This is a genomic window from Streptomyces sp. NBC_01478 (genome assembly GCF_036227225.1).
Taxonomy (GTDB): Bacteria; Actinomycetota; Actinomycetes; order Streptomycetales; family Streptomycetaceae; genus Streptomyces.
Genome location: NZ_CP109444.1, coordinates 6,157,624 through 6,180,842 on the forward strand (window position 1 = coordinate 6,157,624; position 23,219 = coordinate 6,180,842).

Consider the following 23,219-nt stretch of genomic DNA (forward strand, 5'->3'; position numbering starts at 1 on the left):
CCACGGGTCCTCTGAACCCTGGGAATCTCGCGAGCCCCACGGGTCCTCTGAACCCTGGGAATCCCGCGAGCCCCGCGGAACCGGCGGAGCCACCCGCGTTCTCGTGGTCGACGACGATCCGACCGTCGCCGAAGTCGTCTCCGGGTATCTCGACCGGGCCGGGTATGTCGTGGAACGGGCCGCCGACGGGCCGGAGGCGCTCGCCCGGGCCGATGCGCACTGGCCCGATCTGGTGGTGCTCGATCTGATGCTGCCGGGGATGGACGGGCTGGAGGTGTGCCGGCGGATGCGGGAGCGGGGGCCCGTTCCGGTGATCATGCTGACCGCCCGGGGGGACGAGGACGACCGGATCCTGGGGCTGGAGGTCGGGGCCGACGACTACGTCACCAAGCCGTTCAGCCCGCGGGAACTGGTGCTCCGGGTGGAGTCCGTGCTGCGCCGGTCCCGGTCGCCGGTCGGTTCCGCCGCGCCGCTGAGCGCCGGTGGGCTGGCCGTGGACCCCGCCGCCCGCCGGGCCACCAAGGACGGTGCCGAACTCGCCCTCACCCACCGGGAGTTCGACCTCCTCGCCTTCTTCCTCCGGCACCCGGGGCGGGTGTACGGGCGGGAGGACCTGATGAGCGAGGTGTGGGGCTGGGACTTCGGCGACCTGTCGACCGTCACCGTGCATGTACGGCGACTGCGCGGCAAGGTCGAGGACGATCCGGGGCGGCCGCGGTTCATCCAGACGGTGTGGGGCGTCGGGTACCGCTTCGAACCCGCCGGTACCGAGGGCGCCACCGGTACCGAAGGCACCGCCGGCACCGAGGGAACCGATCATGCGTGACGCCCTCCTCATCGCCCTGTTCGCCTTTCTCGGCGCCGCTGCCGCCGGTGTGCTCGGGGCCGGCGCCCTGTGGTTGCTGCGCCGGCGGTCCCTCACCGCGTCCGTGTCCGTGGTCGCCGCGGTCGCCGTGACCGCGATGCTCGCCGGGACGCTGGCCGTGGCGCAGGCGATGTTCCTGTCCCGGCACGATCTGTCCGTGGTCACGACGGTGGTCGCGATGGCCGCCGTCGTCTCCCTGCTCACCGCCCTGCTGCTCGGCCGCTGGGTCGTCGCCCGCAGCCGTGAACTCGTCCTCGCCGCCCGCGACTTCGGCGACGGCGGCGACTACTCCGCCCCGGCCCGCCCCGCCACCGCCGAACTCGCCGACGTCAGCCGCGAGTTGGCCGCCACCAGCGCCAAACTCGCCGAATCCCGCGACCGCGAGCGCGCGTTGGAGTCGTCACGGCGTGAACTCGTCGCCTGGATCTCGCACGATCTGCGCACCCCGCTGGCCGGCCTGCGCGCGATGTCCGAGGCCCTGGAGGACGGCGTCGCCGCCGAGCCCGAGCGCTACCTCCGGCAGATCCGCACCGAGGTGGAACGCCTCAACGACATGGTCGGCGACCTCTTCGAACTCTCCCGCATCCACGCCGGCTCCCTCGCCCTCACCCGCTCCCGCATGTCCCTCTACGACCTGATCGGCGACGCCCTCGCCGGCGCGGACCCGCTCGCGCGCGAGCACGGCGTACGGCTGGTCGGCGACCGGATCGCACCGGTACCGGTCGAGGTGGACGGCAAGGAGATGAGCCGGGTGCTGGGGAACCTGCTGGTCAACGCCATCCGCCGGACGCCCGCCGACGGCACGGTCGCGATCGCCGCCGAGCGGAGTCCGGACGGTGTCGTCCTGTCCGTGACGGACGGGTGCGGTGGCATCCCGGAGGACGATCTGCCCCGCGTCTTCGACACCGGCTGGCGTGGCACCCACGCGCGCACTCCCCCCGCCGGGGCCGGACTGGGGCTCGCGATCGTGCGCGGGATCGTCGAGGCGCACCAGGGACGGGCCGCCGTACGGAATGTGTCGGGCGGCTGCCGCTTCGAGGTGACGCTGCCCGCGGCGGAAGCCTGACCGCCCCCAAAGGAACTCTCAGGGCGCGAAGAAACTCTCAGGGCGCGGTCACACGTGACCTATGCCGCCCCCACCGAAGGAACCACTCCGTCCCGGCAGCCAGCGCAGCCGCTTCTGGTCCTTTCCCGTTCTGCTCCCGGAGTGGTGGAGCTGGTACGGCATCAGCCGCTCCTTCTCCTCCGAGGCGAGGGGCATCTCGTCGGGTTCCCGCATCTCGCGCATCTCGTGGACCGCGCCGCCGACCGGGAGGTGGGGCTGCTCCTCGGGGAGCGGCCGTGGAAGTTCCTGGTCACGGACCTTCATGCCGAAATGTATGGCCCAGACCAGCGCGCCTGCGATCACCAGGCCACCGAGAAAGGCTGCGCCCACGTTGAGGGTGTTGTGCGACGCGGCCAGTAGTTCATACGTTGCCGTGCTCATAGTCCGAGTATCACTCTTTCGGGGTGAATGTGGCGATGTGGGTGAGATAGTTCGCCACGTCTGCCGGGTCCCGGGTCAGCAGTGCCACGTGGTTGTCGGGGCGGACCAGGACGAGTGCCGGGTCGGTGACGCCGTACGCCCGCCGCGCGTGCCCCTCGTGGTCCTCCAGGTCCCCGGCGTCCACCGCGAACGCCTGCACCAGGCCCGCGTACTCGGCCGCCAACTTGCCCACCGCGTCCGCGACTTCGGGGCCGAAGCCGAGCAGCGTGAAGCGGGGGTCCGCGTACACCTGGAAGAGGCGGACCGGGCGGCCGGAGGCGTCCAGGCAGGGGGCGTCGGGGGCGCGGTCACCGGGGCGCAGGGTGTCGGGGTCGCCTGCGGAGGTGGTGGTGGAGGTGGCTAGGGAACTCCAGCGGTAGCCGGTGCCCATGGGGGGCGGGGCGGCGGCCTCGACGCCGGTGCCGGGTTCCTTGACCGCTTCGAGCACTCGGGCGTACAGCTCCGTGCTGATGCCCAGGGTCCAGGCGGCCACCGGGAGGCGTTCCTCCTCGTAGGTGTCCAGGAGTCCGGGTCCGGCCTGCCCCGCGGTCGCGAGGGCGAGCTTCCAGCCCAGGTTGTAGGCGTCCTGGATGCCGGTGTTCATGCCGAGTCCGCCCGCGATCGGGTGGACGTGGGCGGCGTCCCCGGCCAGGAAGACCCGGCCGACGCGCATCCGGTCGACCATACGGACGTTGACCCGCCAGACGGAGAGCCAGGTCGGGTCGGTCAGCGTGATGCCGGGCACGCGCGCGTGCCGGTCGAAGATCCGCTGGAAGCTCTCCAGCGACGGTGGCAACGGCTCGCCGCTCGCGTCGAGTTCGGGACTCGCCTGGAACTGGAAGGAGTTCGTGCCGGGCATGGGGCACAGCGCCACCCCACTCCCGTCCGACGTGAACCACTGATGCCAGACGTCCCGGCCGATCCCCTCGGCCTCCACGTCACCGACGACCATCGACTGCGCTTCCTCGGTCGTACCGTCGAAGCGCACCCCCATCGCCCTGCGCACCCGGCTGCGCCCGCCGTCGCAGCCGACGAGATAGCCGGCCCTGATCCGCTCCCCGTCGGCGAGGACGGCCGTGACGCCGTCCGCGTCCTGCTCGAACCCGGTGACCTCCGTGCCGAGTTCGACGGTGGTCCCGAACTCCGCGAGCCGCTCGCGCAGGAGTTCCTCCACCTGCCACTGCCCTATGAGCACCCCCCGCTCGTACGGCGCGTCGGGGGTGGGGCGGGCGTCCGCGAAGGGGTCGGTGTCGTTCACATGCGCGCCGTCGAAGTACTTGCGGAACGGCAGCCGTGTCGTCCCGGTGGCGAGGGCGCGCTCGGTGACGCCGACGTCCTCCAGGACCTCCAGGGTGCGCGGCTGCAGGCCCTTGCCCCGGGACTCCCGGTGCGGGACCGGGGCCGCGTCCACGATCCGCACCCCCGCACCGCGCCGGGCCAGCTCGATGGCAAGCGTGAGACCGGTCGGTCCGGCGCCCACGATCAGGACGTCGTCCTCGCTCATGGCGGTCCTCTCGTCGTCGTTGTGTCCCGCTGCATTCAGGGAACACCGAACGAAGAGAAAATGCAACCGGGTATCAGAAGATTCTCGGTCTCACTCGATCCCGGGTCTCACCTGCCTGGTAAAGTGGTCCGCATGGACGAACCCGCCGGTCTGCGCGAGCGCAAGAAGGAACGCACGCGGAACCTCATCGCGCAGGAAGCCCTGCGCCTGTTCCGCCAGAAGGGCTTCGACGAGGTGTCCGTCGTCGAGGTCGCGGCGGCGGCCGAGGTCTCCAAGGCCACGCTGTTCCGGTACTTCCCCACCAAGGAGGACCTGGTCCTGCACCGTTTCGCCGACCACCAGGGCGAAGCGGCCCGCGTCGTGCGCGAACGCCGGCCCGGCCAGACCCCCACCGCCGCCCTGTGTGCCCACTTCCTGGCCCGCCTCATCGCGCGCGACCCGATCACCGGCCTGAACGACCATCCCGAAGTGCTCGGTTTCATGGACCTGCTGTACGGCACGCCGAGCCTGCAGACCGGCCTGGTGCAGCGCTACCGAAGCCAGGAGATCGACGTGCTCGCCGCCGCCCTCCCCGACTCCGGGGCCTCCACCCCGTTCACCCGCCGCCTCGCCGCGACCCACCTGATCGCCGCACAGCAGGAACTCGCCCTGGAGAACTGGCGGACGATGGCCGCGGGCCGCACCGCCGACGAGGCGTACGACGACGCGGTCACGACCGCGCAGGGGGCGTACGGACAGCTCATGAAGGGCCTGGACGCGGGGTGGACGGCGGAGTCAGTGGCGGAATGAGTGGCGGGGTGGACATGCGAACAGCCCCGCCCGGCGACCGATGGTCGTCGAGACGGGGCTGCTGTGCACCCCTTCACCCGGTGCACCCCAATGCCCGGGAAACGGCGGCTAGTTGGAGAAGTACAGGTACTTCCAGCCGGTGTACGTCGTCGAGTTGACGCTGTCACCGGACGAACCGTTGATGTACGCGGCCCGGACGCGGGCCTTGATGCCGGACTCGCCGGGGGCGCCGAGGTTCACGGCGACCTTGCCGTTCGTCCCCAGGCCGAAGTACTCCGAGCCGGAGTCGTACCACTGGCCGTTGTAGTAGACCTGCAGGTCGAGCCGCTCCTGGCGGTTCTTGTAGTACGTCATCGTCGTGGTGACGATCGGCGCGGAGTTCTTGTGGAACCAGTAGTACGACGTCGAGCCGATCTTCGCCGTCTTGTAGTGCTTGCTGATCGCGGTGGAGACCTTGACCTTGGCGTACGACGTGACCTTCACCGTCTTGGACGCGTAGCGGCCGTCGCCCGCGAAGACCGCGCTGACGGCGGTGTCGCGGGTCATGTCCACGGTCACGGAGATGTTGCCGCTGGAGTTGACCTTGCCGGTCTTGATCAGTTTCTTCGGCTTGTCGGCGCCGAAGGGGTCCGAGTAGATCGCGACCGTGCGGTTCTTGTACGTCTTGCCGAGGTGCGCGGTGAACTTCACGTCGGCGCCGTACGCGTACAGCTTGCCGTTGTTGTTCAGGCTCAGGGTCGTGGCCGCGCGGGAGACGGCGACCTTGTCCGAGGCGCTGACCGCGGTGTGCCCGGCGTCGCCCGCGTAGCTCACCTTGTAGGTGACGGTGCCGCCGGCCGGCGGGGTGTCCGTGAAGGAGTACGTGCCGTTCGCCTTCACCGTGACGACGGGCAGCGCCTTGCCCTTCGTGGACTCCACGTCGGTGCGGGTGACCTGGAGCTTCGCGCCGGCGGGCAGCGCGACCGTCGCCGAGAGCTTGCCGGTGACGGTGAGCTTCTTGGCGCGGGGGGCGGAGGAGGGCGCGCTGACCGTGAGGGTCGGGACGTTCTTCTCGGGGTCGGTCAGCGCCTTGAGCGTGTAGCCGCCGCCCGACTTCCCGGCGAGCACGAAGATCCGCGAGTTGTCCGGGGCCCAGGTCAGATCGGCCGAGCCGTAGGGGCCCACGTTGTACGCGCGGATCGCCTTCGTGGCGTTCGGGCTGTACGTCGTGATCGTGCCGTCGTTGGCCTGGGCGACCGTGCCGTCCGGGGCGATGTCGGCCCGCTGGGCGCCGGGGTAGGTGCCGGCCTGCGTGAACGCGCCGTTCGCGTAGGCGTCCCGCGTCGTGCCGTTGATCAGCACCTCGTCGGCGCCGGGTACCAGGTCGATGTCGTAGATACCGCTGTTGAGCGTGTAGTCGCCGTTGTAGTAGGCGACCTTCTGCGGGGTGGTTCCCGAGACGTCCAGGACGGCCATCGAGTCCGTGGAGATGCCGGTCTCGCCGAGGGCGAGGACACCGGGCCTGGACGCGGCGGTGTCGAGGAAGCCGGGGTCGTTGATCGAGACGCCGTCGGGCTTCTGGCCGAGCGTCACCGGGTCGGTGCCGCTCGCCGGGTCCACGGCCGGGTCGACCGAGCCGACGTTGCTGTCCCACTGGTCGCCGTAGGTGAACCAGAGCCTGCCGGCGGTGAAGGCGACATACCGCGGGCCCACGGTGGTGGCGACCGGATAGCGGGCCTTCACGTCGAGGGTGGCCGCGTCGAGCGCCACGATCTCGTGCGTGCCCTGGGCCGCCGCGTACACGGTCGCCCCGTCGTCGGACACGGCCAGGTCGGTGACCCCGCTGATGCCACCCGCCGAGGCGAGGACATTGCCCGCGTAGTCGGTGGCCGCGACCGTCCCGGCCGAACGGTCGCCGACGAACACCCGCTTGAGGGCGCCGTCCGCGACGAGGCCCCCGGGCGTGGTCACGCCGACGGTGGCCGCCGAGGCCGTACCCGTCGCTACGACGCTGAGTGCCGCCGAACCGAAAAGGACCGCGAGCGCTGTCGCGGTCGAGATGCTGCGCATCCGCACGTGCTGTTCCCCCCACAAGGAAAACCGGTCAGGAGACCGGGAGTTGAGAGCGCCGCGCAACACCCGGACTCGACCGCGGATGAGAGACGCGGTGACGCGCGGGGCGCGGCTGCCGAGAGCAGCGTATGGCATGTCTGTGACAGGTGGGAAAGGGGTTTATGGGTTGAGCGCGGGACCCCTGCGCTGGGACGATGTCCCCATGTGGACGACGATCATGGCTGTGATCCTGGTGCTCGGCGCGGTTTCGGCGATCGTCCAGGCGCGCAAGGGGCGTTGGTACGCGGCGGGAGGAATCCTGCTGCCCGTCGTCGGTGTGGACCTGATGCTGCTCGGCACGCTGGAGTGGCACAGCGCGCTGTTCTTCTGGGCCGGGCTCGCGCTGTCCCTCGTCGGGTTCGGCATGGAGTTCGCCGCCCGCCGGAGGACGGCCAGGACGGCCAGGGCTGCCGTGACGCCCTAGCCCGTCCCCATCCCCCCGCACTCCGCCCCCCTGCACTCCGCGGAGCGTTGTCGCGTCAGTTCTGGTGGACGACGTTCCGGCCCGGTCCGCCGGACAGGACGTCCTTGCCCGCGCCGCCCCACAGCGTGTCGTTGCCGGAGTTGCCGTAGATGGTGTCGGCGCCCGCCCCGCCGTAGAGGACGTCGTTGCCCGTGCCGCCGTAGATGAAGTCGTTCCCGGCGCCGCCGTGGATCCTGTCGTTGCCGGCGCCGCCGGTCAGGCTCTGGTTGCCCGCGCCCGCGGTGATGACGTCGTTGCCCGCGCCGCCGTCGGCAGCGCTGCCGGTGGTGGTGATCGTGTCGTTGCCGTTGCCGCCCTGGGCGATGGTGGAAGCGCCGCCGTGGAGGGTGTCGTTGCCGTTGTCGCCCCAGCCGACGGAGTACTTGCCGAGGGTGATCGTGTCGTTGCCGGTGCCGCCCGAGGCGTAGTTGCCGTCGACGCTGCCGTCCTCGGTGTACTTGTCGTTGCCGGCGCCCAGGTCGGTCGAGGCGAAGAAGTACGTCTGGCCGGTCCTGTTGTGGTAGCTGAGGGTGTCGTTGCCGTCGCCGAGCTTCAACTCCACGGTGGGGTACGGGTCCTGGCTGTCCAGCAGGGTGACCGTGCAGGACACCTTGGTGTGGTCCGAGGCGGTGGGGTACGCGCAGCCGGCGCCCGGCTTCACCGTGACCACGTCGTCGATGACGTACGTGATCGTGTCGCTGCCGGTCACGTGGGTCGCGGTGACGACCGCCTTGTTGGCCTGGCCCGTGGCGGCCGTGTAGAGGATCTCGTGGTCGCCGTTGGCGAGCGCGGCGGTGGCCGGGGCGGTGGCGGCGCCCGCGGTCCCGGCGAGGAACAGCGGTGCGGCCAGACCGGCGCCGAGGGCCAGGGTGACGAGGCGACCGAGAGGACGAGAGGGCATCGCACAACCTCCGTGAAACGTATGGGGAGTTGGCGGAATCCGAGGAGTTCGGGTTCCCGCACAGCGTCTGACCCCCGCCTTGGAGGCTTGGTTGTGCGTCCCCACGCACGGGTGTCGTCTCCCCGTGAACTGTCAGCCGCCATTCAGCGCGAGTTCACGAAGTGGCCCGTCGATCCACCACAACCATCGCGAGCGGTGACGGCTTTCTCGCGCGGGGCGCCAAGTCCCGGGGGGCGAAACGGGCGTGGCGCCGTAGTCGCGCCGACGGCCGTGCCGCCCCCCCCGAACCGTCCGGAATCTCTAGCCCTCTGGCTCTCTAGCCCTCCTTGGGCCCGGCCTGCTGCACCACCTCGAACGTCCACAGCGTGGCGTCCGTCGCGGCGGGCTTCGGCCGCTCGCCCTGCGGGGAACCGTCCTGAGGGCCGCCCCGGTGCGCGGCCTGGCCCATCCCGGACATCCAGTTCTGGAAGTCCTCCTCGGCACGCCAGCGCGTGTAGACGAGATAGGTGTCGGTGCCCTCGACCGGCCGGAGCAGCTCGAACCACTCGAAACCGTCCGAGCCGTCCACCGTCCCGGCCCGGCTGGCGAAGCGCTTCTCGAGCGTCTCGCGCTGCTCTTCGGGGACCGTGAGTACGTTGATCTTGACGATGCTCATGGGCCCATTCTCACAGTCGCCGCCGGACCCGACCCGTCGCGGGTCACCCGTCGCACCAGGTCCACCCAGGTGGTCTGGAGACGGGCTACGGGGATGCCGCATCCGACGTGCAGATAGTCCCCCGTCTCGAAGTTCGCGAAGGCGAGCAGCGCGTGGGCCAGCATGTCGTGGTCGCCGTCGACTCCCGCTTCCGCCAGGAGGGTTGAGACGTGCTGGTGGAAGGCGCGGCCGGTGCCGGAGGCGTGCCGGCGTTCGTGGACGACCTGTCGGCCCAGCGCGGCGCCGAGGTCCGCGTCGGCGGCGACGCGTGCGATCAGGGCACTGCCGAACGCGGTCAGCCGGTCCCTCGCGGGCGCCCCCGGTCCCAGCGGCGGCGGACCCGAGGTGTACGCCTCGTGGAAGTCGGCCTCGGCCTCGCCGAGCAGCGCGAGCAGCAGCCCGTCCCGGTCGCCGAACCGGCGGAAGAGCGTGCCCTTTCCCACGCCGGCGGCCTCCGCGACCTCGTGCATCGTCACGTGCTCCGCGCCCCGCTCGGCCACCAGCCGGGCGGCGGCCTCCAGCAGCCGGACCCGATTGCGGGCGGCGTCGGACCGCTCGGCGGGGACGTCCTCGGGTGTCACGCCCCGACGCCGCTGAGCTGGGCGAGGATGGTGTCGTAGGAGCCGTTGGCCTCCGCGTCGCGCACGAACCGGGCGCGTTCCACGACGAGTTCCTTCGCGTCGGGCTTCTCGCGCAGCAGGTCGAGGGTCTCGGTGAGGAAGTCGTCCAGCGGCATCGAGTTCTCGTTGTTCTCCTGGTCCAGCATGGTGGTGCGCACGCCCGGCGGCGCGACCTCGATGACCTGGACGCCGGCGTCGGCCTGAGCGAGCTGCACGCGCAGGCTCTCCGAGAAGGAGTGCAGCGCGGCCTTCGTCGCGTTGTAGGTCGGGGTGATCGGCAGCGGTACGAACGCCAGCGCGGAGGTGACGTTCACGACGGCCGCGTCGTCCTTGCCGACAAGCAGCGGCAGGAAGGCGTACGTCATCCGGATCGTGCCGAGCAGGTTGACCGTGACGTGGTCCTCGGCGACCGGCAGCGAGGCCGGGTCGAGGAGGTTCTCGGGCAGCATGATGCCGGCGTTGTTGACCAGGACGTTCAGCTCCGGATACCCCTCCCGCACCCGCTCGGCGGCGCGGGCGATCGACGCCGGGTCCGTGACGTCGAGGACGAGCGCGTCGATGCCCGGGTGCTCGGCCGTGATCTCGTCGAGGAGTTCCTTGCGCCGGCCGGCGACGACCACCTTGTTGCCGGCCTCGTGCAGGCGCAGGGCCAGGCCGAGGCCGATGCCCGAGGTGCCGCCGGTGATCAGGATGGTGTTGCCGGTCATCTTCATGCGGGGTTTCTCCTTGAGGGGGGCTGTCGCTGCCTCGACCGTAGAAGCGGCTTCGCCGGGGCGGGAGAGGAAGGCTTGTCCATGGATCGGGGATCCCTGGCTGGGGTGACGGAAAGCGGCGACGATGAAGGTCGACGGCGGAGGTCGGACGATGGAGGTCGACGACGGAAGCCGGCGACGGAGGTCACGGACGGGAGAGGGCGATGGCGGGCATGGAGAAGAAGGAGCTGGCGGAGTTCCTGCGCCGGCGGCGCGAGGCGTTGCGCCCCCATGACGTCGGGCTGGTCGAGGGCCCGCGCCGGCGCACCCAGGGGCTGCGCCGCGAGGAGGTCGCCCAGCTCGCCGGCATGTCCACCGACTACTACGCCCGCCTGGAGCAGCAGCGCGCCCCGCAGCCCTCCGTGCAGATCACCACGGCGCTCGCGCGGGCCCTACGGCTGACCCCGGACGAACGCGACCACCTCTTCGCGCTCATCGGCCACAACGCCCCCGTCCGCTTCCAGCGCTCCGAGCACGTCAGCCCGACCCTGCTGCGGGTCCTGGAGCGCCTGAACGACGACACCCCGGCGATCGTGCTGACCGACATGGCCGACACCCTCGCGATGAACCCGATCGCCACCGCGCTGCTGGGCGACCAGACACGGCACACGGGCCTGGCCCGCAGCGCCTACTACCGCTGGTTCACCGACCCCGCCGACCGGCTGGTGTACCCGGACGAGGACCACCCCCGGCACAGCCGCACCCAGGCGGCCCGGCTGCGCGCCGCGCTCACGGCCGACGGCGGCGACCCCCGGGCGGCCCGGATCGTCGCCGAACTCCGCGAACGCAGCCCGGAGTTCGTCCGCGTGTGGGAACTCCAGGAGGTCGCGCAGCGCTACGGTGAGAGCAAGACGATCCTGCACCCCTCCCTCGGCCGTATCGACGTCGACGCCCAGGTCCTGTTCACCGAGAACCGCGCCCAGACCCTGGTGGTCATGACCGCCCGCCCCGGCACCGAGAGCCAGGGCAAGCTCGAACTGCTCTCCGTCATAGGGCATCAGCAGCTCACGCCCTGACCTCACCCTTTGACGCGCCGGGTCCGCCCGTCCTCGCGGAAAGTCCGCCGGTACGTCTCCGGCGGTACCCCGAGCACCCGGTTGAAGTGGCGCCGCAGCGTCGCCCCGCTGCCCAGGCCGCAGCGGGCGGCGACCTGGTCGATGCCCTGGTCGGTCTGTTCGAGGATCTCCTGCGCGCGGTTGACGCGCTGGACCAGCAGCCACTGGAGGGGACTGGTGCCGGTGACCGCGTGGAAGTGGCGGGTGAGGTTGCGGGGGCTCATCGCGGCGTGCCGGGCGAGGTCGGTCACCGTGAGCGGCTCGTCGAGGCGGGCGGTCGCCCAGGCCAGCAGCTCGGTGAGGGCGTGCTCCGTGCGCGGGGACACCGGCGCGGGGATGAACTGGGCCTGCCCGCCCAGCCGGTGGGGCGGTACGACCAGGGTGCGGGCGAGCGTGTTCGCCACCGCCGCGCCGTGATCGGTGCGGACGATGTGCAGGCACAGGTCCATCGCCGCAGACTTGCCCGCCGAGGTGAGGACGCTGCCCTCGTCGACGTAGAGCACGTCGGGCTCGACCGTGACCTCGGGATGGCGGGCGGCCAGGACGTCGGTGTGCGCCCAGTGGGTGGTGGCGCGCCGCCCGTCCAGCAGTCCGGCGGCGGCCAGCACGAAGGCACCCGTGCAGAGCGAGACGATCCGGGCACCCGCGTCGTGCGCCTCCCGAACGGCCCGTACCAGCGCGGGAGTCGGCTCCTCGTCGACGTCGTGGCAGGCGGGGACGACGACCGTACGGGCGGTGGCGAGCGCGTCGAGTCCCTGCCGGGTGTCGGCCCGCAGCCAGCCGCCGACACCGGCGGCGGCCGGACCGCACACGGTCAGCTCGTACCAGGGCTCGGCGATCCCCCGGTCCACGCCGAACACCTCGTAGGCGGCGGCGAGTTCGAAGAGCGGAGTGCCGTCCGCGACGGCCAGCGCCACGGTGTGAGCCATCGTCTGCATGTCCGAAACTGTACGGGCAGCGGCATTCCGGCCACTGGAGAGCGAGCCGCGCGACCCCGATGCTTGATCCATGACCGCTCACCAGGGCTCACTCGTCACCGTCATCGGCGCCTACGGGCACACCGGCCGCTTCGTCGTCGCGGAACTGCTCCGCCGCGGCCTCGTCCCGATCCTCTCCGGCCGCGACCCCCAACGGCTCGCCGTTTTCGGAAAGTTGTACCCGGAGCTGGAGACCCGCCCGGCCACGGTCGACGACCCCGGCTCGCTCGACCGTGCCCTCGCGGGCGCGGCGGCGGTGATCAACTGCGCGGGCCCGTTCGCCTCGACGGCGGCCCCGGTGATCGACGCGGCACTGCGCGCCGGAGTGCCGTATCTCGATGTCACGGCGGAGACCGAGGTCGTCCTGGACACGATCGCGGCCTACGGCGACCGCGTCCGCGAGGCCGGCGGACTCGTCGTCCCCGCGGTGGCGTTCTACGGCGGTCTCGGCGACCTCCTCGCGACGGCGGCGGTCGGCGACTGGAAGACCTCGGACGAGAAGACCTCGGACGGGAAAACCTCGGACGGGAAAACCGCGGACCGGATCAGCATCGCGTACGCGCTCAGCGACTGGCGGCCCACCGGCGGCACCCGGGTGACGGGCCAGGTGTCGGCCGGCCGCCGCTCCGGCGGGCGCATCCTCTACGCGGACGGCCGTCTGCAGGCCCGGTCCGGTGACGCCCCCCGCGCCGACTGGGCGTTCCCGGAGCCGATCGGAGTCCGGCCCGTCGTCGGCGAGTTCACCATGGCCGACAGCGCGACGATCCCAACTCACCTCTCCGTACCGGACATTGACACCTGCATGACGCTGAACGCCGTCGAGGACCTGCGCTCCGCCGACACCTCGGGCCCGGTCGCCGTGGACGACTCCGGCCGCTCCGCGCAGACGTTCCTCGTCGAGGTCGTCGCGACCCGGAACGGCGAGACGCGCCGTGCCGTCGCCTCCGGGCAGGACATCTACGCGGTCACCGCGCCGCTGGTCGTGGAGGCGGTCCGCCGTGTCCTCGCCGACCCGCACCGCCCGTCCGGGGTGGTCACCGCCGGCGCCCTCGCGGACGCGCGCGACTTCCTCACCGCGCTGGCGCCGGGGCACTTGACGCTCGACCTCACGAACTGACATGACCCCGGGGGCGGTTGTGCGTCGAACGGCCGCCTCCAACCGCCCTCTTTCGGGTGATCTGCGCGCAACATAACAGACGTAACGTTTCCTCACTATGGTCGCTGAGCTGCGCCTTTGTTGAAAACGGGCCGCAACTGCACACGCGTTCGAATCGCGTCGCGCCCCCGCCCCGATCTTGATCCGTTCTACAGTCGTCCCGCTCGTCCAAGATCACTTCCCCATCGAGGCGTGTGTGACCTTCCGACTGCCCAGCGCAGCCCCGCTCTTGAAGACGCCGCAGACGGCCGTCCTCGAGGGCATCGCCGGTTTCGTCCCCCCGGACGCGGTGCCGAACCACGCCCTGCCCGCCGCGTGGGACGTCGACGACGCCTGGGTCCGCAGACGCACCGGCATCGGCGAGCGCCGCCGCGCGGCACCCGGGGTGACCACCGGCGACCTCGCGCTGCGGGCGGCCGGCCGGGCACTCGCCGTCGCGGGCGGCCCCCTGGTGGACGCCGTCGTCGTCGCCACCTCGACCCCCGACCGGCCGATGCCCGCCATGGCACCCCGGCTCGCCACCCGCCTCGGCCTCGGCGAGATCGCCGCGTGGGACGTCTCCGCCGCGTGCAGCGGTTTCGTCTACGGCCTCGCGGCCGCCGTCGGCGCCCTGACCTCGGGGTGCGCGGACCGGGTCCTGCTGGTCGCGGCCGAGGTGTACTCGACCCTGCTCGACCCGCAGGATCGTTCCGCCGGAATCGTGTTCGGCGACGGCGCCGCAGCGGTGGTCCTCCGGCGCGGTGAGCGGGACGAACCCGGCGCCGTACACGCGCTGGACCTCGGCAGCGACGGCTCGTTCGACGAACTGATCCAGGTGCCTGGCGGCGGTGCGCGGGAACGCTCGCGCCCCGACGCGTACGGCCCGGAGGACCGTTACTTCCGTATGCGGGGACGTGAGGTGTTCCAGCACGCGGTCGTCCGTATGACCCAGTCCGCCCACGCCGTGCTCAAGCGCGCGGACTGGGCCGTCGAGGATGTGGACCGGTTCTGCGCCCATCAGGCGAACGCCCGCATCCTGTCCGCCGTCGGCGACCGCATCCCGGTACCCGACGAGCGGCATGTCACCAACATCGCGCGCGTCGGCAACACCGGTGCCGCGTCCATCCCGTTGGCCCTGGCCGACGCCGCCGCGCGGGATGAACTCCGCGCCGGGCAACGGGTGTTGCTGACCGCCTTCGGTGCCGGGCTCACCTGGGGCTCGGTGGCCCTGGTGTGGCCGGAGCTGCCGACCGTGCCGCACATCGACGTCGACGTCGACATCAACGGTGACATCAACGGTGACATCGACGTCGACACCCATGGCGACACCCGTATCGCCTGAGACTGCCGGGCCGCCCTCGGGTGCGCACTCCGCTCTCCCCGGCTCGTCCACGGGTGTCTGTCACGCAAAAAACAGGTCGGAAGACCTTGTTCCAGTAGTTGTTCTGCCCGGAACTCCGCCCGCCCCGTCGAAAGGAACGCCATGTCCCCCGTCCAGACCGCCGTGACCGCCGTACTCACCGAGAAGTTCGAGGTCAGCGCGGACAGCATCCGTCCGGAGGCCACCCTGGAGAGCCTCGACCTCGACTCCCTCGCGCTGGCCGAACTCGCCCTGGCGCTCCAGGAGACGCTCGGGGTTCCGGTGGCGGAGGAAGAGGCCGCCAAGCACAGCACCGTGGGTGAGCTGGTCGCCGCGCTGAACGCCAAGCGGGCGTGATGAAGGCATCGTGCGCACCCGTCTCCGTCACCGGCCTGGGGCTCATCACCCCGGCCGGGGTCGGCCGTGAGGCGACCTGGGAGGGGATGCTCAGCGGGCGGTCCGCCGCCGCCACGGATCCCGAACTCAAGGGCTGCGCCGTCGACTTGTCCTGCCGTATCCCGCTGATGACGCCGGAGCAGGCCCGGATCGGCGGCGGCAAGGCCTGGCGCATGGGGCGGTTCAGTCAGCTCGCCGTGCTCGCGGCGCGCGAGGCCGTCGCCGACGCCGGGCTCGACCCGGCCGGGTGGGACGGTGCGCGGGTCGCCGTGGTGATCGGTTCGGGGCTGGCCGGAGCCGTGCATCTGGAGGACCAGACGATCCGCCATCACCAGGGCGGTCCCGAGCTGGTGTCGCCCGCGCTCGTGCCCATGCTGATCTCCAACATGGCCGCCGGGGAGGTGCTGTTGGACCTCGGCGCCCATGGTCCGTCGCTGGCGACCGAGACCGCGTGCGCCTCCGGGGCCAGTGCCCTGGCCGTGGCCCGGGGGCTGCTGCTCGCCGGGCTGTGCGACATCGCGGTGGCGGGCGGCGCGGAGGCGGCCGTCACCCCGGTGATCACGTCCGGCTTCCAGCGGATGGGCGCGCTGTCGTCCCGCGTCGACGAACCCGGCCTGGCCTCACGGCCGTTCGCGGCGGACCGGGACGGGTTCGTGATCTCGGAGGGGGCCGCGATCCTCGTCCTGGAACGGGAGGCGGACGCGCGCGCCCGTGGACAGCGGCGCTACGCCCGGCTCGCCGGGGCCGGCCAGACCTCCGACGCGTATCACCCGACGGCCCCTGCCCCGGGGGGAGTTCACGCCGAGGCGGCGCTGCGGTCGGCGCTCGCGGAGGCGGGGCTGCGTCCGGCCGACGTCGATCACGTCAACGCGCACGGGACCTCGACCCCGCTCAACGACCTGACCGAGGCGGAGTTGATCGAGCGCGTGCTGCCGCACCGGCCGAGTGTCAGCGCGGCCAAGGGAGTTCTGGGGCACAGTCTCGGCGCGGCCGGTGCGATCGAGGCGGCGCTCACCGCCCTCACCGTGCACCGCTCCACCGTCCCGCCGATCGCCAACCTCACCCCGGACAACCTCCCCTTCGACCTGGACTGCGTCACGGGCGCGCCCCGAGAGCAGCGCGTGCGGGCCGCCGTCAGCCACTCCTTCGGGTTCGGCGGACACAACGTGGTGCTGCTCCTCACCGCCGAGGACTGACCGGACTCGCCTGGGACCGAACCGAATTGAACTGAAGAAGGGCCGATGACCGTTCACAGCACCATCGTTCACGCCACCGTCCACATCCCCGAGGGACGCCAGAGCGTGGCCGCGGTGGAGGACCGGTTCCGGGCGGGCAGCCCCGCCGTACCGCTGTCGCGCGGGGTGCTCCAGCGGATGTACGGGCTGGCCGAGCGCACCGTCGCCCACGACCTGGAACAGCCCTCCGACCTGGCCGTGCACGCGGCCCGGCGCCTGTTCGAGGACACCGGCACCGGTCCGGGGGAGGTGGACCTGCTCCTCTACGCCGGGATCCTCGCCGACATGGAGGAGCCGGCCACCGCTCATGTCGTCGCCGACAAACTGGGCCTGCGCTGCCCGGTGTTCGACCTGAAGAACGCCTGCAACGGAGTCCTCAACGCGCTGGAGGTCGCCGACGCGTTCATCCGGAGCGGGCAGTACCGGCGGGTGCTGGTGACCACCGCCGAGGTCAGCACCCGGGAGAGCCGTTGGCAACTGGACGATCCCGCCGACCTGTTGACCGCGCTGCCCAGCCTCAGCACCGGTGACATGGGCTCGGCGCTGCTGGTGGAGGCGGGTGAGCGGCCCGGCATCCTCGGGTCGCGGTTCTTCGCCAACTCCTGGGGCTGGCGGGCCGCGACCCTGCCCAACCCGTACGCGCAGCACCGCAGGCTCGGCCATCTCCGCATCGACTCGGCCCAGTTGGTGGGGTCGTTCGAGGGGCTGCCCGGCAAAGTACGGGGCGCGATGGAGGAGTTGGGTGTCGAGGGCGACGACCTCGACCTCGTCTGTGTGCACCAGCCGTCGGTGCCGTTCACCAAGGTCGTGTGCGACTGGGTGGGCGTGGACCCGGACCGTATCCTGGCCACCTTCCCCACGCACGGCAACGTGGCGACCAACACCATCCCGCTGCAACTGGCCACGGCCCTCGACAGCGGCCGCCTCCAACGCGGGGACCTGGTCGGCATGTTCGGCTTCGCTAGCGGGGCCAGCGCGGGAGTGGTCGTCTGCCGCTGGTGAACCACGACAACGCGCCGGCCCCGGCGCCGTACGAAAGTTCCCGCACCGAACCGACCCCCGGAAGCGCCATGACCACGACCCCCACGACCTCCCCGCCCCGTATCGCTCCCCTCCCGCCCGCCGAATGGCCCCCGGACCTGCGGTCGTTGCTCGCCGACTCCCGGCAGGACGGTCCCGGCCGGGAGAACCTGTTCGGCACCCTCGCCCATCACCCCGTCCTGGCCCACGCCTGGCTCTCCCTCGCCCGTGTCCTCACCCACGAGGGCGCCCTCGGCCACCGCAGGCGCGAGCTGATCGTCCTGCGCGTCGCCCACCGGCTCGACGCGGGCTACGTCCACCGTCGGCACCGCATCCCGGCCGCGGACGCCGGACTGACGGCCGCGGAGATCGACGCGACGGCGGCCGACCCGACCGCTCACCCCTGGTCGGCGGAGGACCGTGCCCTCCTGGAAGCGGCTGACCTGCTTGCCGCCAACTCCCCGCTCTCCGAGGGACTTTGGGATCGGCTCGCCCACGCCCTGAGCCCCGGGCAACTCGTCGAGCTCCTGGTCCTGGCCGGCCAGACCGCCACCATGTGCACCACGCTCAACACCCTCCGCACCCCCTCCGACCGGCCGCCCTCTCTCACCGTGCTCCTGGACCGGGACCGCTGTTGCAGCGCGGGCCAGTGTGTCGGCGCGGCGCCCGAGGTGTTCGAGCAGGACGAGTCGGACGGCCGGGTCGCCCTGCTCGTCCCGGACCCGGACGCGCGGTACGCCGACGAGGTGCGTTTCGCCGCCGACCTGTGCCCCGGCGGAGCCATCACGCTGCTCGACCACGAGGAGACAGCCCACCCATGACCGGCGCCACCGCCCTCGAACTGCCTGCCCCCTACGGCAGTTGCCCCTTCGACCCGCCGCCCGCCTACACCGCCGCCGCCCGCGAGGCCGCCGTCACCCGTGCCGCGCTGCCGGACGGCACCGCGTGCTGGCTGGTCACCGGCTACGACGAGGTACGGGCCGTGCTGGCCGACGCCCGGTTCAGCGCGGACGCGCGCACGCCCGGCTTTCCCTTCCTCTCCGCCGGGCAGCGTGAACTGGCCACCGCCAAACCGAGTTTCATCCGCATGGACGACCCCGAGCACGCCCGGCTGCGCCGGATGGTCACCAAGGACTTCCTGGTCAAGCGGATCGAGGAACTGCGCCCCGGCATCCAGGACATCGTCGACCGGGCCGTTGACCGCATGACCGAGGGCCGCACCTCGGCCGACCTGGTGGCGGACTTCGCGCTGCCGATCCCCTCGCTGGTCATCTGCCTGCTGCTCGGAGTGCCGTACGAGGACCACGAGTTGTTCCAGTCGCTCAGCCGCACGCTCCTCGACAACCGGACCACCCGGCCGGAGGCGGAGCGGGCGCACACCCGACTCATGGGCTATCTGGCCGGGTTGGCGGAGCACAAGAGACGGCACCCCGGGGACGACATCCTCAGCCGGCTCGCCGCCCGCGAGGACCTGACCGACCAGGAGACCGCGTCGCTGGGCTTCCTGCTGCTGGTCACCGGGCACGAGTCCACCGCGAACATGACGGCCGTCAGCGTGCTCGCCCTGCTCCAACGCCCCGACCAGGCCGACCTGTTGCGCGCCGAACCGGCGCTGATCCGCGGTGCCGTCGAGGAACTCCTGCGCCACCTCACGATCATCCACCTGGGCCTGGGCCGGGCAGCGACCGAGACCGTGCGGGTGGGCGAGGTGACGATCCGGGCGGGCGAGGGCGTGATCTGCATGCTCTCCACGGCCAACCGCGACGAGCAACTCTTCGCGGCCGCCGCGGACTTCGACCTCACCCGGGACGCCCGCCGCCATGTCGCCTTCGGCTACGGCGTCCACCAGTGCCTCGGCCAGACCCTGGCCCGCGTGGAACTCCAGACCGTCCTCACCACGCTGCTGCGCCGACTGCCCGCGCTGCGCCTCGCCGTCCCGGCGGACCAACTCACCTACAACCAGGACAACATCGTGTACGGCCTGCGCGCCCTCCCGGTGACCTGGGCCTGACCGAGGCATCCGAGCACGCTGGTCAGAACACCCGCCCGAGGTCCTGCCGCACGATCGTCCGCATGCTGTGCTCGGCGAGCGCGGCGATCGTCATGGACGGGTTGCAGGCGCCGGTCGAGCCCGGGATGCGGGCGCCGTCCAGGACGTAGAGACCGCTGTGGCCGAGCACGCGGCCGGTGAGGTCGACGGCGTCGCCGAACGGGACACCGCCCAACGAGTGCCAGGTGGACGGGGCTTGGGCGTTGGTGTCGATCATGATGCCGCCGCCGGCCGTGGCGATGTCCTGCATCTTGGCCGCGATCAGCGCTTGCAGCGCCGCGTCCGTGTCGGTGGGCCAGGTGAGGACGGCGTCGTCGGTGGCGGCGTCGTAGGCCCAGGTGCCGGCGCCGTCGACGATGCCGAAGCCGACGACGGTGAGGGCGGTGACGCCGGTCTGCTGGATCGGTGAACCGGCGTGCACGACCGTCAGCGGGATGCTGCTGCTGGGGTCGCGGCCGCCGACGCAGGCCGGGCCGCCCTGCTGGGTGCCCGCGTTGCCGGTCGGGTTGATCCAGGCCCAGATGCGGTCGCCGTTGTTGCCCCAGCCGGTGCCGATGGCGTCGGGCAGGTCCGGAATCAGGCCCTTGGCACGGGACTTGACCAGCAGCCGGGTGGTGCCGGGCGAGCCCGCGTTGAGGAAGACCGCGTCCGCGGTGATCCGGATCTGCTCCTGCACGGTGCCGCCGGTGTCGATGCGGTCGACGGACAGCACCCACTTCTTGTTCGCGTCCATCGCGAGATCGCGGACGACGTGGAGGGGCGCCACCTGCACGAGTCCGGTGGACTCCGCCTGCGCGAGATAGGTGACGTCGATGGAGTGCTTGCCGCCGTTGTCGACGCCGAACGCGATGTCGCTGGTCGTGTACGTCGGGTCGTACAGACCCTCCAACTCGCCCCGGACATACGCCCAGTCGATGGGCAGCGGCACCTTGAACGGGGTCAGGCCCGCCTTCGGCGCGACGTCCTGGAAGAGCCGGGACGACTTGTACGGGTCGGCGGCGAGCACGTCGTAGGGGATGGTGGTGATACCCAGCATCCGCGAAACGGTGGGGTACGCCCAGAGGTTGAGGTCGTCGTAGAGGCCGGCCGCCTGCGGGATGGACGTGGCGAAGTCGGCCTTCGTCGGTTGCAGGGTCATGCCGTGGTACATGATCGAGCCGCCGCCGACCGCCGCTCCGCACATGGCGGTCATGCCGTTTCCCGCGACGGCCTCGATCACGCCCGTGTAGGGGGTCCAGGTCTGGGTGCCGCCGCCGACGATGGCGTGGTCGGTGAGCCAGGCGGAGCGGTTGTCCATGTTCGCGAAGCGGCAGAACGTGGTCGCGTCCGGGCCGGTCGGCCAGCGTCGTCCGCGCTCCAACACCAGGGTGGAGACGCCGGCTTGGGCCAGTCGCAGGGCGGTGACGCCGCCGCCGAAACCGGTGCCGACGACGACGGCCCGTTCGCGAAGTTCGGTGACGGCGGCTCTGGTCGAGGCCGCGGCGCGGGGCTGTCCGGCGGCGGCCAGGGCGACCGCGCCGAGGGCGGTCGCGCCGAGCAGGCTGCGGCGGCTGAGGGCGGGGTGGGGGGAGGTGTGTTCGGGCATGGGGGGACTCCGGCAACCGTAGGGGGAGTGCGAGTCGCCGGGAGCGTAGCGCGTTTGGACATGGCACTGTCAACAAATGAAAATGTAATTCTCGGAGAGGAGAGTCACACTATCGCTCTGTTGTCCCCGCATCGTGTGGGGGTTCGGCGTGGGTCCCCTTCACGTCCCGTGAATCCGATCACCCCCAAGTGCCCGGTCTGTGCACTCCGTCACCCGTCGGAACCGTGTGTGAGGGTGAGAGGTGGGACGGTGTCGGTGACGCCTGCGGCCGGGGACAGGATCGACGGCCGCTATCTCCTGCACGAGCCCATCGGCACCGGTGGCATGGGCGTCGTATGGCGGGCCTGGGACGAGCGGCTGCAGCGCTGGGTCGCGGTCAAGTGCGCCCGCCTGGACGACGATCGGGCCACCCGGCGGCTCATGGGCGAGGCGCGCAACGCGGGGAAGCTGCACCACCCGAACATCGTGGCCGTCTTCGACTATGTCGACGAGGGCACCACCTGCTGGATCGTCATGGAGTACGTCCCCTCCCGCAGCCTCGCCCAACTCATGGCCGAGCGGGGCCCGTTGGCGCCCGAGGAGGCCGGGTCGATCGGCTGCCGGATCGCGGACGCGCTGGTGAAGTCGCATCGCGCGGGTGTCGTGCACGGCGATGTGACACCGGAGAACATCCTCGTCACCGACGAAGGCGTCGCCCGGCTCACCGACTTCGGGATCTCCCGCGCCCTGGGCAACGACGCCACGACCGGCACGACCGGCACGGTGCGGGGCAAACCCCGTTATCTGGCACCGGAGTTGGCGAAGGGGCAGTCCGCGGGCGAGAAGGCGGACGTGTTCTCCCTGGGTGCCTCGCTGTTCGCGGCGGTCGAGGGGCAGTCGCCGTACGGCGAGGCCGAGCACCTCATGACGTATCTCGCCCGGGCCGTCGAGGGGCACATCGAGCCCGCGCGCCGGGCCGGTCAACTGGCCGGGCCGCTGGCCGCGTTGCTGGAGGTCGACCCCGGGAACAGACCCGACGCCGCGGAGGCCCGGAAGCTCCTGACGCGCGCCGCACCGCCGCCCGCGCACATCCAGGAACGGCTGGACGACCGCCGCACACTGGACCTGGAGTCCTCGACCCTCAGGCTGGGCCGCGCCGCCCGCCGCACCCGGGACGTCCTCACCCTCTCGCTGCCGCGCCCCGTACGCCGCCGCCCGCTGGCGATCACGGCGGCGACGCTGGTCACGGTGTGCGCGGTCGCGGCGGGCCTCGTCGTCCTCGACCCCTGGGGCTCAACGGGCGCCGGCCACAAGGACGTCGGCTTCGCCGACGCCAGACCGTCCGCGAGCGCACGGGCCGGGACCATGGGCGACGAGCGTACGGCTGACCCCTGCGGGCTGGTCGACGCCGCCTCGCTCAGCCGCTTCGGCCACACCGGACTCGACCCGGACTACGGGGAGATCGACCGGTGCGACGTCCTGGTGCACAACACCAGCGGTGACGACATCGCCGACCTCCAGGTCAACCTCGACGCGGACCGGAACGACTTCGACGACGTCCGGTCCACCCGTCTCGTCGGCAACCTCACGGTCGTGACCGTCGAGCGGGACGGAAAGACCTGCGAACGGGCCGTCCTGCCCACCGACGGCACCCAGATCCGGGTCGTCGGACGACAGTTGGCCCCCTCGTCACCCGACCCGTGCCAACTGGCCGACGCGGCCACCGATCACGTGGTCGGCGTCCTCGCCGACGGCCCGGTGCCCCGGCGCGCGTCGGCACCGGCCGCCGACTCCCTGGCCCGGCTCGACGCCTGCACCCTCGTCGACGCCGCCGACCTCACCCGCGTCCCCGGCGTCCAACCGGCCAACCAGGACCGCGGGTTCGGCGCCTGGGACTGCGACTGGTCCAGCGACGACGGCAAGCGCGAGGTGGAGATCCAGTTCAGCCGGGACAACGCCCTCGACGCCGACGACGGCACGCTGGTGAACGTCGCCGGCACCAAGAGCTACTACGTCGCGGACGAGGCCGAGGACGGGAGCTGCACCGTACGGACCCCGCACCGCACCTACCCGGACTCGGTCGGCGATGAGACCACCGAACTGTTCCAGCTCACCGTGTACGCACCCCGGCCCGGCAGGCAACTCTGCGGTGTGGCCGAGGAGTTGGCGGGACGGGTCGTGGGGAACATCGCGAAGCGACTGCCCGTGCGATGAGGGTCGTGC

At 71.6% G+C, this 23,219-nt stretch carries 22 protein-coding genes; 13 read left to right on the forward strand and 9 right to left on the reverse strand.

Features of this window, described 5'->3' with window-relative positions; translation table 11 throughout:
- Positions 1-103 precede the first annotated feature (103 nt).
- Together OG223_RS27875 and OG223_RS27880 are read left to right on the forward strand one after the other, a co-directional pair.
- Positions 104-826 (forward strand): response regulator transcription factor, encoded by a 723-nt coding sequence (locus OG223_RS27875; RefSeq protein ID WP_329254174.1) that lies wholly within the window; start codon positions 104-106, stop codon positions 824-826.
- The gene (locus OG223_RS27880; protein ID WP_329254177.1) at positions 819-1,931 is read left to right on the forward strand and encodes a sensor histidine kinase; all 1,113 of its coding nucleotides are present in this window, start codon (positions 819-821) and stop codon (positions 1,929-1,931) included. The genes OG223_RS27875 and OG223_RS27880 overlap by 8 nt, the downstream gene beginning before the upstream one ends.
- A gap of 48 nt (positions 1,932-1,979) precedes the next feature.
- Here the strand turns inward: OG223_RS27880 and OG223_RS27885 are convergent, their stop codons facing one another.
- Together OG223_RS27885 and OG223_RS27890 are read right to left on the reverse strand one after the other, a co-directional pair.
- Positions 1,980-2,351, reverse strand: coding sequence for a DUF6479 family protein (locus OG223_RS27885; RefSeq protein ID WP_329254179.1), 372 nt, complete (start codon positions 2,349-2,351; stop codon positions 1,980-1,982).
- 10 nt (positions 2,352-2,361) lie between these two features.
- Positions 2,362-3,894, reverse strand: coding sequence for an FAD-dependent monooxygenase (locus tag OG223_RS27890; protein ID WP_329254182.1), 1,533 nt, complete (start codon positions 3,892-3,894; stop codon positions 2,362-2,364).
- Between the two features lie 132 nt (positions 3,895-4,026).
- Between OG223_RS27890 and OG223_RS27895 the strand changes: the two genes are divergently transcribed.
- Positions 4,027-4,683, forward strand: coding sequence for a TetR/AcrR family transcriptional regulator (locus tag OG223_RS27895; RefSeq protein ID WP_329254185.1), 657 nt, complete (start codon positions 4,027-4,029; stop codon positions 4,681-4,683).
- Between the two features lie 108 nt (positions 4,684-4,791).
- Here OG223_RS27895 and OG223_RS27900 read toward each other — a convergent pair whose 3' ends face one another.
- Positions 4,792-6,732 carry a YncE family protein gene (locus OG223_RS27900; protein ID WP_329254188.1) on the reverse strand — a complete coding sequence of 647 codons (1,941 nt, stop codon included), beginning with the start codon at positions 6,730-6,732 and terminating at the stop codon, positions 4,792-4,794.
- A gap of 169 nt (positions 6,733-6,901) precedes the next feature.
- Between OG223_RS27900 and OG223_RS27905 the strand changes: the two genes are divergently transcribed.
- Complete coding sequence (locus OG223_RS27905) at positions 6,902-7,198, forward strand: hypothetical protein (protein WP_329254192.1); 297 nt, start codon at positions 6,902-6,904, stop codon at positions 7,196-7,198.
- A 55-nt stretch (positions 7,199-7,253) separates the two neighbouring features.
- Here the strand turns inward: OG223_RS27905 and OG223_RS27910 are convergent, their stop codons facing one another.
- The 4 genes from OG223_RS27910 to OG223_RS27925 form a co-directional block, all read right to left on the reverse strand.
- Complete coding sequence (locus tag OG223_RS27910; RefSeq protein WP_329254195.1) at positions 7,254-8,138, reverse strand: calcium-binding protein; 885 nt, start codon at positions 8,136-8,138, stop codon at positions 7,254-7,256.
- A 316-nt stretch (positions 8,139-8,454) separates the two neighbouring features.
- Complete coding sequence (locus OG223_RS27915) at positions 8,455-8,793, reverse strand: antibiotic biosynthesis monooxygenase family protein (protein WP_329254198.1); 339 nt, start codon at positions 8,791-8,793, stop codon at positions 8,455-8,457.
- A complete protein-coding gene (locus OG223_RS27920) occupies positions 8,790-9,413 on the reverse strand; it encodes a TetR/AcrR family transcriptional regulator (RefSeq protein WP_329254201.1) in 624 nt (207 codons plus the stop codon). Before OG223_RS27920 ends, OG223_RS27915 begins: the two co-directional genes overlap by 4 nt.
- On the reverse strand, positions 9,410-10,165 hold the full coding sequence (locus tag OG223_RS27925) for an SDR family oxidoreductase (RefSeq protein WP_329254204.1): 756 nt from the start codon (positions 10,163-10,165) through the stop codon (positions 9,410-9,412). The genes OG223_RS27920 and OG223_RS27925 overlap by 4 nt, the downstream gene beginning before the upstream one ends.
- Positions 10,166-10,377: 212 nt before the next feature.
- Between OG223_RS27925 and OG223_RS27930 the strand changes: the two genes are divergently transcribed.
- Positions 10,378-11,220 carry a helix-turn-helix transcriptional regulator gene (locus OG223_RS27930; RefSeq protein ID WP_329265512.1) on the forward strand — a complete coding sequence of 281 codons (843 nt, stop codon included), beginning with the start codon at positions 10,378-10,380 and terminating at the stop codon, positions 11,218-11,220.
- A 2-nt stretch (positions 11,221-11,222) separates the two neighbouring features.
- Here OG223_RS27930 and OG223_RS27935 read toward each other — a convergent pair whose 3' ends face one another.
- Positions 11,223-12,197, reverse strand: a complete 975-nt coding sequence (locus OG223_RS27935; RefSeq protein WP_443073750.1) for a helix-turn-helix domain-containing protein — start codon at positions 12,195-12,197, stop codon at positions 11,223-11,225.
- A 70-nt stretch (positions 12,198-12,267) separates the two neighbouring features.
- Here OG223_RS27935 and OG223_RS27940 point away from each other — a divergent pair, with 70 nt between their 5' ends.
- The 7 genes from OG223_RS27940 (at position 12,268) to OG223_RS27970 (ending at position 19,393) form a co-directional block, all read left to right on the forward strand.
- The gene (locus OG223_RS27940) at positions 12,268-13,353 is read left to right on the forward strand and encodes a saccharopine dehydrogenase family protein (protein ID WP_329254207.1); all 1,086 of its coding nucleotides are present in this window, start codon (positions 12,268-12,270) and stop codon (positions 13,351-13,353) included.
- A gap of 235 nt (positions 13,354-13,588) precedes the next feature.
- Positions 13,589-14,713 (forward strand): beta-ketoacyl-ACP synthase 3, encoded by a 1,125-nt coding sequence (locus OG223_RS27945; RefSeq protein WP_329254210.1) that lies wholly within the window; start codon positions 13,589-13,591, stop codon positions 14,711-14,713.
- A gap of 141 nt (positions 14,714-14,854) precedes the next feature.
- Positions 14,855-15,088, forward strand: coding sequence for an acyl carrier protein (locus tag OG223_RS27950; protein ID WP_329254213.1), 234 nt, complete (start codon positions 14,855-14,857; stop codon positions 15,086-15,088).
- Positions 15,088-16,323 (forward strand): beta-ketoacyl-[acyl-carrier-protein] synthase family protein, encoded by a 1,236-nt coding sequence (locus OG223_RS27955; RefSeq protein WP_329254216.1) that lies wholly within the window; start codon positions 15,088-15,090, stop codon positions 16,321-16,323. Before OG223_RS27950 ends, OG223_RS27955 begins: the two co-directional genes overlap by 1 nt.
- A 45-nt stretch (positions 16,324-16,368) precedes the next feature.
- The gene (locus OG223_RS27960) at positions 16,369-17,364 is read left to right on the forward strand and encodes a 3-oxoacyl-ACP synthase III family protein (RefSeq protein WP_329254220.1); all 996 of its coding nucleotides are present in this window, start codon (positions 16,369-16,371) and stop codon (positions 17,362-17,364) included.
- A gap of 68 nt (positions 17,365-17,432) precedes the next feature.
- Positions 17,433-18,203 (forward strand): ferredoxin, encoded by a 771-nt coding sequence (locus OG223_RS27965; RefSeq protein WP_329254223.1) that lies wholly within the window; start codon positions 17,433-17,435, stop codon positions 18,201-18,203.
- Positions 18,200-19,393, forward strand: coding sequence for a cytochrome P450 (locus OG223_RS27970; protein WP_329254226.1), 1,194 nt, complete (start codon positions 18,200-18,202; stop codon positions 19,391-19,393). The genes OG223_RS27965 and OG223_RS27970 overlap by 4 nt, the downstream gene beginning before the upstream one ends.
- Before the next feature lie 22 nt (positions 19,394-19,415).
- On the opposite strand, the gene OG223_RS27975 is transcribed toward OG223_RS27970, so the two are convergent.
- Positions 19,416-21,017: a GMC oxidoreductase gene (locus tag OG223_RS27975; RefSeq protein ID WP_329254229.1), complete on the reverse strand. Its 1,602-nt coding sequence runs from the start codon at positions 21,015-21,017 to the stop codon at positions 19,416-19,418.
- A 249-nt stretch (positions 21,018-21,266) separates the two neighbouring features.
- Here OG223_RS27975 and OG223_RS27980 point away from each other — a divergent pair, with 249 nt between their 5' ends.
- Complete coding sequence (locus OG223_RS27980; RefSeq protein WP_329254233.1) at positions 21,267-23,210, forward strand: serine/threonine-protein kinase; 1,944 nt, start codon at positions 21,267-21,269, stop codon at positions 23,208-23,210.
- Positions 23,211-23,219: the final 9 nt, after the last annotated feature.